Source organism: Dyadobacter sp. CY351 (assembly GCF_021502625.1).
Classification (GTDB): domain Bacteria; phylum Bacteroidota; class Bacteroidia; order Cytophagales; family Spirosomataceae; genus Dyadobacter; species Dyadobacter chenhuakuii.
Window position 1 is genome coordinate 410,553 of the sequence record NZ_JAKFFU010000001.1, and the last position, 12,031, is coordinate 422,583.

Here is a 12,031-nt window from a genome sequence, read left to right on the forward strand (position 1 = left end):
GTTTAAAGTATTTTATAAAATATGTAGAAACTTTTCTAGGCTTTGTCTGCCACTACTTCTATTAAATAGAATCCGTATGGTTCCAGTACCAGAAATTCAGCATCATTCCCAGGCTCAACACAAATTTCCCGCCAATGGTCGTAAAGCTTTTCAGGCGCAATGCCGTTGTGCCTGAACGCCTGCCAGGTAAGGTATGCACTTTCATTACTATAATTAAAAATGCAGTAAAGTACTTTCTCCCGGCCATTTCGTACAAAACCGGCAATGTGAATATTATGCCTGGGCAGCCATCTGGTATTTTTTGTATCAGAAACGACGTCAAGGCTTTTTCTGATCCGCAGCAATCTTTTGATCCCTGAAAAAATTTCGTCGCGAACGTTGCCTTCGACCTCATTTTCATAAGACAGAAAAGGAAGCCCGCCGAGAAAGAAGCTGTTTGCCTGCATCAGCAAAATGCGTTGAATAGCCATGCTGATCTGCATTTCACTTTTCTCCTGAATTGCCTTGTCCAGACCGCATAGCGAAGCTAATGTGGCGCTGTTTTCGTCATCATCTGGTGTTACAAAGTTAATCCAGGTTGTGCCAAAAGGTTTCTCAGTTAAATTAGTTTCTACTTCGATCATGGCGGTAACCTGACCCGAAGCCAACGCGTCCCATTGCAGTGACATTTGCGTATCGTTATATACAAAATCACATTCTTTGGCACTATATCTTCCCTCACCAAAGAACTTCAAAGCATCTTCTGATGAAGTCGTTGCTTTTACAGCCAGAGCCAGGCCAGGCGCCGTAACCTGCAAGCATTGTTTGATTAATTGCAGCGTGGTATGAATTTGCGATTGGGCGTCCTGGAAGTCCGGAGCATTAATCCGCAATATATCCGCACCATGATTGGCGCAGAGAAAAATTTCTTGCAATAGGTTTACAATCGACGCAGATTGAGAATAATCCGATCTGTCCTTGTCTTTCAATGCAAGGTCTAGCATCAGATACATGCTATGCTGGTGAATTACTCTCGTTACTTCGTCAAGATCTTCTTTAACCTGTGTCAGATGCAGGACATTGATACCCAAATCCTGCAAATATGGAAGCCTTTCAGCTAAATGGTTCAGCGTATCATTCAAACGGTCCGCCTGAATATGCATTCCGGCAAGCTCATTGCTCAGATACCAATTTTCCGGCTTTCTATTATCGCGTTCCTTTAAATCCTGGGGCCTGCTCAGATGAGCGGATATCAGCACTTCGATCAGCTTTGTGAAGTTGGCGCTGGATTCCGGGTGGTCATTATAAAGTTGTGTGTATAAGTCTCGAATTTCTGCCGCATGCAAAACAAGTTTTGTATAAAATTTCTTATCTGCGTCGGCAATGTCAAGATTATTGTTTTGTACGGCGTCAAAAAGTGCCGTTACGATCTGATTGTTGTCCATGATTTTAAAAATTAAGCCACTTTACTCCGAACTGATATTTAATCGACAGAACTGTAATAGGAGTAGATGAGACTTATTCAGGCGGTGCCGCGGCCTAATTAAAAGCAGGGAAACCGGGTTCTCCGCCTGGTTCACGCAGTGGTTCAACCTCTGGAATAACCGGCTCGACAGGCGGAAGTTCAGGTTCCGGGGCAATCGGCGGCGTTTCAGGTTCCCGCTCAAATGGTGGAGTTTCTTCCGGTGATTCAGGCGACGGCACTTCCGGGCGCGGATCAAAAGGCGGTGTTTCGCGCGGATCAGAAGGGTCATTCGCAATGCCAGCCCCGTCCCAGTATTCAGAAGCTATTTGATAAATATCCATGGTTTCAAACGTTTGTTGCTTGGTAGAAATGTAAAAGGCAAGGATACAATAACTGTGCCGCGCATCGCATGCCGCGCATCGCATGCTTGTCATGTTCCCTGGCTAGTCGTTACGACATTGACAACTAAACTTCAATCAATACAGTACTTTCATAAGACGAAATATTTTTCATATTTTGAAAAATAGCTATATTTGTTCATGGTGATCATTGCAAAGTCAGCCTTACAGGATTTCGTTAAAGTGCATCACAATGCTATGGAGCCGCTTAATGAATGGTACGAAAAAGTTCGAAACAGTGATTGGGCAACATTTGCAGATATAAAAAGGACTTTTAACTCGGTGGATGCTGTTGGTAATGATCGTTTTGTTTTTAATATCAAAGGCAATACTTACCGACTGGTTGCCATGATTCATTTCGATAGGCGAACATTATATATCCGATTTATCGGGACACACGCTAGTTATGATAAAATCAACTGTTCCACAATTTGAAAGATGTCGTTATGATCGATAAGATAAGAAATGAGACGCAGTACAAGCAGGTTATGAAGTTGATCGAGGGATTTATTCAGAAGGCCACCGATGCCGGTGGGTTTAATGCACTATCTGAAATCGAGTCTGAGGAATTGCACCAACTCACATTGCTGGCGGAACACTATGAAGATAATGTATTAAATGTAATGCCCTTGACTGTTTCTATTAGCGCAGTTGTTCAGCAGCGGATCAATGAAATGAACATTACTCAAGGCAAACTGGCAGAAATGTTTGGAATGGGGTCGGCGAAGATTTCGCAAATCCTCAATGGTAAAAGACAGCCCGATGTGCCGTTTCTGAAAGCAGTTCACGAAAAACTAGGCATCGACGGCAACTTTATTCTGGATCGGGTTTAGGGTCGTTTAAAAATATTTTGGTTGTTCGGGGAAGATTTTTGGCGGTCGTGGAATTATTTATTCCTTTGCTTTGTAATGTACGCACTGTGCAGTTTATTAATACATTCAAATTTATCTATATATCGTAATCATGGAGGTCAGGAGAGTGGAGCGGATATCGAAAGCGTTGAGCGACCCCAGCCGTATTCTCATATTACAGGAGTTGCGCCAGAAAGAAGATTGTTTGTATTGTCACGAGATTTCTGATTTTATCGATTTAACCCAACCCTCGATTTCCCATCATGTTAAGCAACTGGCAGACGCTGATCTGATCCTGGTTGAAAAAGAAGGAAGAAACGTGAAATACAAATTGAACAAAGAGGTTCTCAATGAATACGTTCAGTTTTTGAATAAATTAAAAATCTGAGTTTTTTTACCTTAATATATCGATACATTTCGATATATTAATAAGTAACCGAAGTTTACTTGATCCGTCTCGGTTTCTGGAATGAAATAAATGCTGCGAAGCGATATTAGCCATGAAAAGTAAAGCACTATTAGCCATGAAAAATAATAAACCATTATCTAATCAATCGAAATATTTAAATTAATCTATATATGGAAAAGACCATTCAGTCAGCCAAAATCATATCAGGCCTCATTATTACGGGCGTAATATTGCTATCCGTATTCTTCAAAGGATACACATCCGAAAAGCCAAAGCCAGCTACGCCGGCAGCTGCCACGTTGCCAACCGGAACTCCGGTCGACGGGCAGGTGCTTAAAGCGGAATCGTTAAATGAGGAAATGACCGTTTCAGGAACGTTGATGGCGTATCAGGAGGTGAATATTTCAAGCGAACTCAACCGCAAAGTGGTTGCGGTGCATGCCAGAGAAGGAAAATTCGTAAACGCAGGAACATTGTTGTTCAAATTGGATGACGCGGACCTTCTCGCCGAATTGGAACAATTGAAACAGCAGGAAAAACTGGTTCTGCTCAACGAAAGAAGACTTAAAGATCTGATTGACAAAGAAGCAGCGATTCAACAGGACTACGACCAGGCATTTACAAATCTTAAAGTTTTACAAGCAAAAATTGAACAGCTGAAAGTAATGATCGCGAAAACGAGCATACGTGCTCCGTTCAGCGGTTACCTGGGCATTGTGAATGTTTACACCGGTGCTTTCGTCACGCCGGGAAGCCCGCTTGCCTTGCTAACAGACAACAGCCGCCTGAAAATTGACTTCGCCGTTCCCGAAAAACATGCAAATACGCTGAAAACAGGCGATGAAGTGCAGTATAATGTTGAATCCAACGACAAAATTTACAAAGGAAGGATTGTAGCGCATGAAGCCGGATTGGATCAAAAAACCAAAACATTGCTGATGCGTGCGGTGACGGATAACAAGGGGAGTGAACTTTTACCCGGGCAAAGTGCGCGCCTGACATTACGTTTAAGCAACACCGGTAATGCATTAATGGTCCCGAACCAGGCTCTGATCCCCTCTTCAAAAGGTTATAGCGTGTATGTGGCCAATGCAGGCAAGGCAGGTTTTAAAGCCATTGAAGTAGGCGAGCGAAACGCTTATGCTGTGCACGTGACGAAGGGACTAGCGCCCGGCGACACGATTATTACAAGCAATATGCTGCGTCTGACACCCGGTTCCGCCATTCAATTGGTCTCTGTTAAATAAAAAAATCTATTAGTCATGAGTGCTATTTCACAAGTAAGTATTTCCCGGCCGGTTCTGGCCGGGGTGATGTCCGTACTGCTTATACTTTTCGGGATTGTGGGTTACACCTTCCTTGGGACACGCGAATATCCCGTTACAGATTCGCCTATTGTGATGGTAACAACGGTTTATCCTGGTGCCAGCGCCGATATCATCGCTTCCCAGGTTACAAAACCATTAGAGGAAGCCATTGCCGAAGCGAACGGAATTCGTTCTGTTTCATCTACTTCCCGCGAACAGGTGAGCATTATCACCGTTGAATTTGAATTGAATGCAGACCTGGAAGCAGCTGCGAATGATGTTCGGGATAAGGTTTCAAAATCCCGCCAGCAACTGCCGACAGACATTGAACCAACCATTGTAGAGAAAGCCGGGCCTGCGGATTTCCTGGTCTTTCTAACCGTTCAGAGTAAGACCAAAACACTGGAAGACGTTACCGATTTTGTTAATATCAACATTAAGGAAAGGCTCCAATCCATTCCCGGGGTAAGGCTGGTGGATTCGTATGCAGGCAGAAAGCGCGCGATGCGGTTGAGAATGGATCCCGTGAAACTGGCCTCTTATGGTCTGACGCCAACAGATATTCAAACTGCATTGCAACGTGAAAATGTGGATTTACCAAGCGGTCGCATTGAGGGCCAGAACACAGAAGTCACCTTGCGGACGCAGGGAAGGCTCGTTACTGAGGATGATTTTAACAACATGATCCTGCGGGAAAGTGACGGCGCTATTGTTCGCTTCAAAGATGTGGGCCAAGCCGTAATGTCATCGCAGAATGAGCGCACGGCGATGATCATTTATAATGGTAAAATAGCTGAATACGGCGTTGGAACGGGTGTAAGCCCGCAACGTGGCGCCAACTCGCTGGCTATTGTGGATGAGTTTAAGAAACGGTTTGAAGAAATTAAAAAAACAGCTCCAAAAGAATATGAAATCGCCCTTGGTAAAGACTTTACAGTTCCCGTAAGAAATTCATTATCAGAAGTTGAAGAAACATTGCTGCTTGCATTTGCATTGGTTTCACTCATTATATTCGTCTTTTTGAGAGACTGGCGAAGCACATTGATCCCGCTGCTGGCCATCCCCGTTTCAATCGTTTCGGCATTCTTTATCATGTACATGGCCGATTTCTCGATCAATGTTTTAACACTCTTAGGACTGGTTCTGGCGATTGGGCTGGTGGTAGATGATGCCATCATTGTTTTGGAAAACATATACAGCAAGGTGGAAGAGGGGATGTCGCCCATTCTGGCGGCGCGGGAGGGCTCCAATGAGATCTATTTCGCGGTAATTTCAACCACTATTACACTTGTTGCCGTGTTCCTGCCCATCCTCTTTTTGGGTGGCCTTACAGGTCGCTTGTTCAAAGAATTCGCGATTGTTGTGGCCGGTTCGGTGACTGTTTCAGCTTTTGTAGCACTTACTTTAACCCCCATGATGAGCGCCTATCTGCTCAAATCGGGCACTTCGCAAAACTGGCTTTACAAGAAAACGGAGCCCTGGTTTATAGCCATGAACGACGCTTACGGAAGATCGCTTTCCGCATTTATGAAAGTGCGCTGGCTGGGAATTGTGCTGCTTTTGGTCTCGTTTGGAGTCGCTTTCTGGCTTGCTCCGAAGTTACCTTCCGAGCTGGCGCCTCTGGAAGACAGGTCCATGATCGGGCTGGCCGTAATGGCTCCCGAGGGAACATCTTATGAGAGTATGGAGCAGAGTATGAAGGAAATAGGGAATTTTATCAGCGATTCTATTCCGGATTTGAACCAGCAGCGCACTTATACAGCCGTTGCAGCAGCGGGTGGAACATTAACGCAGCCGGTGAATGGTGGATTTCAATGGATTTTCCTGGAAGAACCAAAAGACCGTAAAAGCGGACTGACGCAGGGAGAGATTTTCAATAAATTGGTTGTTGCTTCTCAGCGGTTCAGAAATGTCCTCATTATTCCAGTCCAAACACCAACAATTGGAGGTTACGGAAATACGCAGCCTGTACAATATGTGGTTCAGGCGCCTGATTTGAAAGCGCTTATCGACATTATGCCCAAGTTAATGGGGGAAGTAAGTGCAAATAAAAAACTCGTTTTCGCCGACGCAGATTTTAAAATAAACCGTCCCGAAATCAGCATCAGCATTGACCGTCAGCGGGCTGCGCAACTGGGTATTTCCACCCAGGCTATCGGGCAGACGTTGCAACTTGCGCTGAGCAGCAGGAGATATGGCTATTTTATTCACAATGATCGCCAGTATGAAGTGATCGGCCAGCTCGATCGGGAAGACAGGTCCGCGCCTTATGACTTGAAATCGTTGTATTTGAAGTCGGGAAGTGGTCAAATGGTGACCTTGGATAACCTTACGAAGCAAAATGAAGGCATCAGCCCTCCCGCCATTTACCGTTACAACCAATCTTACAGCGCAACCATTTCTGCAACCCCGGCTGCGGGCGTAAGTTTGGGAGAAGCCATTCAGGAATTGGATAAAATTACGTCCAAAGAACTTCCTAAGGGTTTCAGCACCGCATTAGCAGGACAAAGCCGGGACTACTCCGAAAGTAGTTCAAGCCTGATTTTTGCATTCATTTTTGCTATTGTGTTGATATATCTGGTTCTGGCAGCACAGTTTGAAAGCCTTGTGGATCCGTTTATCATTCTGTTGACAGTTCCTATGGCATTAACAGGGGCATTGCTAAGTCTTTGGTTTACAGCACAAACTGTCAATATTTTCAGTCAAATCGGGATCATTATGCTCATTGGTTTGATCACCAAGAATGGAATCCTGATCGTGGAATTTGCCAACCAGAGCAAAGAAGGAGGTGCTTCCACATTTGAAGCCGCAAAAATAGCAGCGATATCCAGGTTCCGCCCGATCCTGATGACCACGCTCGCCATGATTTTCGGAACATTACCCATCGCATTGTCGCTCGGAACAGCATCGGGAAGTCGCCAGTCGCTCGGTATCGTGGTTGTAGGAGGCTTGATCTTCGCCGGCGTGCTCACTCTTTATGTCATTCCTTCCATCTATTCTTACCTGTCCCGACCACACAAAAAGCGAATGAAAGACGGAAACGAGTCGGTTGCAGAAGAGGCCTTACTACACACGCATTAATCCTTTCAGGAATATTAATACCACATGAAATCATGAAAAAGTCAGTTTTAAATCCATATAAAATATCGGCGCAAGCATTTGTTATTGCATTGCTGCTGAGCCCCTTACTGTCTTTGGGGCAGAGCCAAACATTGTCTTTGCAAAAAGCCATTGAGTTAGCGCAAAGCCGGAACCGCGATCTCCGGATCGATTCGATCAACATTCACAAAGCCAAGCAACAGACCGCCATTACGCGCGGTTTGTTGATGCCAAACATTAGTCTTACAGGGCAGTTTCAGCATTATTTGCAAAAGCCGGTTTTCTTTGGTTTGAATGGGAACACCGGGAATTCTGAAAAAATCGGGTATGCACGTTTTGGTGGTGAAGACATTGGTGCAGCACAAGTTTCGCTGGTTCAGCCCATTTATAATTCCGGTGCTAAGCACGAGATCGAGCGCCGCAAACTGCTTGAAAAACAAAGTCAGCTTTCATTTCGCCAGAGAGAAGTGGATGTGGTGGCGCAGGTGAAGCAAAATTACGTTCAGCTGCTTGTTCTGAATGAAAGACTGAAATTGCAAAAGGAAAGCATTGTCAGAAACCAGAAAGCCTTAAATGATTCACGCTCGCTGCTCGCGCAAGGCCGCGCATTGCGGGTGGACACATTACGCGCATATACATCCGTAAAGAATCTGGAACCAGACGTGCTCAGGCTGACGTATGCATTGCAAATAAGCCAACAGCAACTAAGGAATTTGTTAGGGGACGTTTCGGAAACAAACTACATTCTCTCGGACTCGCTGGAACTTAATGCCAGTGAATCAGTCCCGGCGGAAGACGAAACCTACAAGCTGTCCATCCAGCAGCGCCCTGATTTACAAATTCTGACATTGAACAAGGAAATCAGTGACAAAGAAATTGAGTTATACAAATCAGCGCGTTTGCCGGTTGTGAGCTTTATCAGCCAGTATCAGATCCAGACGCAAACCAATCAGTTTCGCTTAGGAAACGCTGCTTATCCACCTGTTTTTTATGCCGGGGTGCAATTTGCTATTCCCATTTTCAGCGGAAACCAGAATATTAACAAAATAGCGTTAGGTAAAATTGAAAGACAGCAAGCCGATGTCATTTACAGCAATGCGCAGGAGCAACTTAAATCCGAAGTAAAACAGGTTCTGGCTAGCTTAATTGAAACCTCCGAAAGGATCAAAACCCAGCAGAATGTTTCCGAAACTGCAGAGCTAAGTTATTCCATCACCAAATACCGCTACGAAAAAGGAGTGGCATCCAGGCTAGAACTAATCGATTCCGAATTCGCATTAACCTCCGCCAAGTCCAACTATCTGGAAGCGGTTTACGATTACTTATCTTCAAAGATAGAGCTGGATCGTATTACAGGAAATGTAAAAGAGCAGTTGTAAGATCTACTCAGCGTTAGAAAGATCAATAGTTTATGTAGTATAAACGAACCCCAGGATACTTAATTGGGGTTCGTTTTTGTCTTTTTAGTTGCTCGCCATTGCAGATGAGTATTGCCTTTCAGTCGACGAATATGTGTTACCTGATTTCACATCCGTCGCTTTGATAGATTTAACTTTACCATCAGCATATTGCGTGTAAGCGTAGAGTCGGGCTGAGGTGTACTCTTTGAAAGGATGATAAGTGAATTCTTTTTCAGTAACCATCTTAACTAAATAAGGACTAAATCTTCCAAAAATCGGAAGATACTTGGTAGTGCCTGCCGCCAGGTATTCTGGATTAACTGGATATATATCTGGCGTTAAACCCGCATAGCTATAAGACAATTCTTTTATCTTCAAATTCGCTTTATCATAAAACGTTACTGACAGCAACATTGCCTGGCCATTGGTTTCGTCGGAGTAATCAAACTCCAGTCGCTCATTCGGTTCGGATTTGTTATAAGCTTTGATTAGTTGTTGGTTTTCGTTGTACTCGTACACAGTTGTTACTTTGAAGTTATTGCCGACGATGCTTTGGATACAAAGACCGTTTGCGTTCAATGTATACACATTTTTTTCGACCTGCTTTTTCGTACTGATCTGATACCTGGTACCACTTATACTTTGCCCATTGTAGGCATACTCGATGTAGTAATTGTAGCTCTCGAGCGTTTCCTTCGTTAGCAAATTCCTAGGGCCAGAATATGCTAATACTCTTGATGCATCTTTAATCAATTTACTTTCAGCTGATATTTTGGAGTTCTGAAAGTCATGGCGCTGAGCTTGTTCAGCCATTGGATTTACGACAGCAACCTTCTCATTTTGGCAGGCACCCAGCATGCCGGTGAGAATAAGTGCTTTTGCGATATTTGGTGCATTTTGAATTAATTTCATAATGTTCGTATTTTGTGCCATTAAGTTAATGTTGACGGATTATAAATACTGCTAAAAAGGAAGCAACTGAAATCTAATGAACAATTGGTTGTAGCATAAAAAGAACCCCAGATTGGGGTTCTTCTTTTGTTTGAAATACTTGTTTACAAGACTCCGTATTTTCTTTTAGTCGAAATTACACCCAAGTTATTTTTTTCTTTAACCGTTTCGATGTCTTCATTCCATGAGTAACTAAATTCGCGATAAACAGTTGAGGAAGAAATCCCTTGATTTGTAAAAGAACTCTCTTTTATTTCTTTTACTAAATGTTCATTAAATTGACCGAAGATTGGCAAATATTTCCCCCGTCCAATTGCTATACACGCAGGATTTATTTTCGCCTTATCTTCCTCCATGTAATAATAAACAAAGGTTTGCTCTTTGTATTTTGAACTGCCATTGTAATACTTGATGGACTGTAAATTAATTTTCCCATTAACTGATCCATATATGAATTCCTGGAACTCGTTCGGGTTATTCAATTTGTACGACTTTTTAACGCGGCCGTCAGAGTTGTATTCATAAATATGAACTTCTGTAACGGAAGCACCAGTCTTTTTGTGATGACTTTCCGTGCATTTACCATTTGCATCAAGCTTATAAACCGATGTCTCCAATACAGCACCACTTAATGTATTATATTTTGTGGCACCAATTTGATTCGCATTTGCATACCCATATTGCGTATGTTCATTTGCACCTGCATCAATGTACTTATAAGTCCGTCTTAATGGTCCGGAATATAGAAGCGTCGCATTGCCATCACTAAGTAGCCTATTTACTTTAAAGGTGGGTGTAAGCTTCGCATTTGGATTATCTGCATTTTGTGCGTCTTCAGCAGCTGGGGTTACAACCGCATCTTTCTCATTCTGGCAAGCTCCCAGCATGCCGGCGATAATGATTGCTTTTGTAAGTGTGGGTAAATTTTGAAGTATTTTCATGTTATTCATAGTTGTGTTTGGAAATTCATTTTAACCGGGTCAAGTTATCGCTTGATTATGCCTAAGCGAAAATCAAATGGCTAAGTGGTTATATTAATTTAATTCGGCGGAAAGTAAAGTGGTCTGTTAACATTTGCTGACAGACGACTTTGTTTAAGTAATAAGACTACTGGCCTATCATTACAGCCTGTGGTGTAGTCGAGTATTTTCGCTCAACTTTTGACAATATCTTCCCAAAATCATCTTTTGTTATAAAATCATATGTTGTAATTTCTCCTCCCAAGCTTTTTGCTGATAAATTGTAATTGAAAACTGGGTATGGATAAATGATCTGCCCAACAAATGCTTTATGAACCGTTTGTTTTAAGACATATCTGCTGAATTTGCCAAATATTGGTAGGTATGCGCTATTTGCTTCCGCAAGTCCTACTGGATTTAAAGGATTAGCTTCAAGCGAAGTTTCGTATACGTTACCACTACTATTGCTTTGCGCTACGAACTTGCCGTTGGCGTGTTTAAAAATAATTTCCTTCTCTTTTTTGTCATATTGATCATAGAAAGTGATCTTGCTTAGAGATTTTCCCTGCAGGCTATTGTCGGCATCTTGTTCGTATTCAAATACCTGGCGCAGCTTAGGAAGGGATTTGTGATACACCAAGGTAAGTTGGTTCAGTTCATTGTATACATAAATGTAAGTTCCTCCAATAACTTTGTCAGTGGCAGTATGTACACTTTCAACACATTGCCCTTTCGCATTCAAAGTATAAGTAATGAAGTTTTTGTATACCGTAATCCCATTCGTTTTGAGGGCACAAGTAATATTGTTGCCGCTGTAAGTGTACTCTTTGAGCCATCCGGCGCCATCCAGTTCTTTCACCAATTGGTTTCTGATTCCGGAATAAGTAAGCTTGGTTCCGCCGTCTTTAATTAGATATGTAATAGCTGTTTTTGCATTTGCATCCTTTTCCTGCTCGACCGATGTTGCAGGAGATACAACAGCATCTTTCTCATTTTGGCAAGCGCTCATCATGGCGGCTAGAACGATCGCTTTTGTGATTGCTGGGGCATTGTGAAGTAATTTCATAATGTTTGTGTTTTGTTAAAAAATTTTACTGCATCAAACTTATCGCAAGCTTGCTATGGAAAGAAATGCGTTGGTTGAATGGTACGGTTGGATGAGCCTGCGGCAGAATGGATCATCCAAATTAGATTGCCCAAATAGTAATTTGAC

The 12,031-nt window shown here is 43.0% G+C and carries 11 protein-coding genes; 6 read left to right on the top strand and 5 right to left on the bottom strand.

All coding sequences use genetic code 11. The features are described from left to right. Positions 1–35 precede the first annotated feature (35 nt). Both L0660_RS01740 and L0660_RS01745 read right to left on the bottom strand, forming a co-directional pair. Entirely contained in the window at positions 36–1,424 is a 1,389-nt protein-coding gene (locus L0660_RS01740) for a hypothetical protein (protein WP_235157220.1), read from the bottom strand. 94 nt (positions 1,425–1,518) lie between these two features. Next, entirely contained in the window at positions 1,519–1,785 is a 267-nt protein-coding gene (locus L0660_RS01745) for a filamentous hemagglutinin (RefSeq protein WP_235157222.1), read from the bottom strand. 198 nt (positions 1,786–1,983) lie between these two features. Between L0660_RS01745 and L0660_RS01750 the strand changes: the two genes are divergently transcribed. The 6 genes from L0660_RS01750 to L0660_RS01775 all read left to right on the top strand — a co-directional run bounded on the left by L0660_RS01750 (position 1,984) and on the right by L0660_RS01775 (position 8,887). Next, entirely contained in the window at positions 1,984–2,277 is a 294-nt protein-coding gene (locus L0660_RS01750; RefSeq protein WP_235157224.1) for a type II toxin-antitoxin system HigB family toxin, read from the top strand. Between the two features lie 11 nt (positions 2,278–2,288). Next, positions 2,289–2,675, top strand: a complete 387-nt coding sequence (locus L0660_RS01755) for a helix-turn-helix domain-containing protein (RefSeq protein ID WP_235157227.1) — start codon at positions 2,289–2,291, stop codon at positions 2,673–2,675. A gap of 130 nt (positions 2,676–2,805) precedes the next feature. Further along, the gene (locus tag L0660_RS01760; protein WP_026630514.1) at positions 2,806–3,081 is read left to right on the top strand and encodes a helix-turn-helix transcriptional regulator; all 276 of its coding nucleotides are present in this window, start codon (positions 2,806–2,808) and stop codon (positions 3,079–3,081) included. A 191-nt stretch (positions 3,082–3,272) separates the two neighbouring features. Next, positions 3,273–4,349 carry an efflux RND transporter periplasmic adaptor subunit gene (locus L0660_RS01765; protein ID WP_235157229.1) on the top strand — a complete coding sequence of 359 codons (1,077 nt, stop codon included), beginning with the start codon at positions 3,273–3,275 and terminating at the stop codon, positions 4,347–4,349. Between the two features lie 15 nt (positions 4,350–4,364). Continuing rightward, complete coding sequence (locus L0660_RS01770) at positions 4,365–7,490, top strand: efflux RND transporter permease subunit (protein WP_235157231.1); 3,126 nt, start codon at positions 4,365–4,367, stop codon at positions 7,488–7,490. A 32-nt stretch (positions 7,491–7,522) separates the two neighbouring features. Further along, entirely contained in the window at positions 7,523–8,887 is a 1,365-nt protein-coding gene (locus L0660_RS01775) for a TolC family protein (protein WP_235157234.1), read from the top strand. 84 nt (positions 8,888–8,971) lie between these two features. On the opposite strand, the gene L0660_RS01780 is transcribed toward L0660_RS01775, so the two are convergent. From L0660_RS01780 to L0660_RS01790, 3 genes are all read right to left on the bottom strand, one after another. Continuing rightward, positions 8,972–9,820, bottom strand: a complete 849-nt coding sequence (locus L0660_RS01780; RefSeq protein ID WP_235157237.1) for a hypothetical protein — start codon at positions 9,818–9,820, stop codon at positions 8,972–8,974. A gap of 143 nt (positions 9,821–9,963) precedes the next feature. Next, positions 9,964–10,800, bottom strand: a complete 837-nt coding sequence (locus L0660_RS01785) for a hypothetical protein (protein WP_235157238.1) — start codon at positions 10,798–10,800, stop codon at positions 9,964–9,966. 166 nt (positions 10,801–10,966) lie between these two features. Then, positions 10,967–11,884, bottom strand: a complete 918-nt coding sequence (locus L0660_RS01790) for a hypothetical protein (protein WP_233795275.1) — start codon at positions 11,882–11,884, stop codon at positions 10,967–10,969. Positions 11,885–12,031 lie beyond the last annotated feature (147 nt).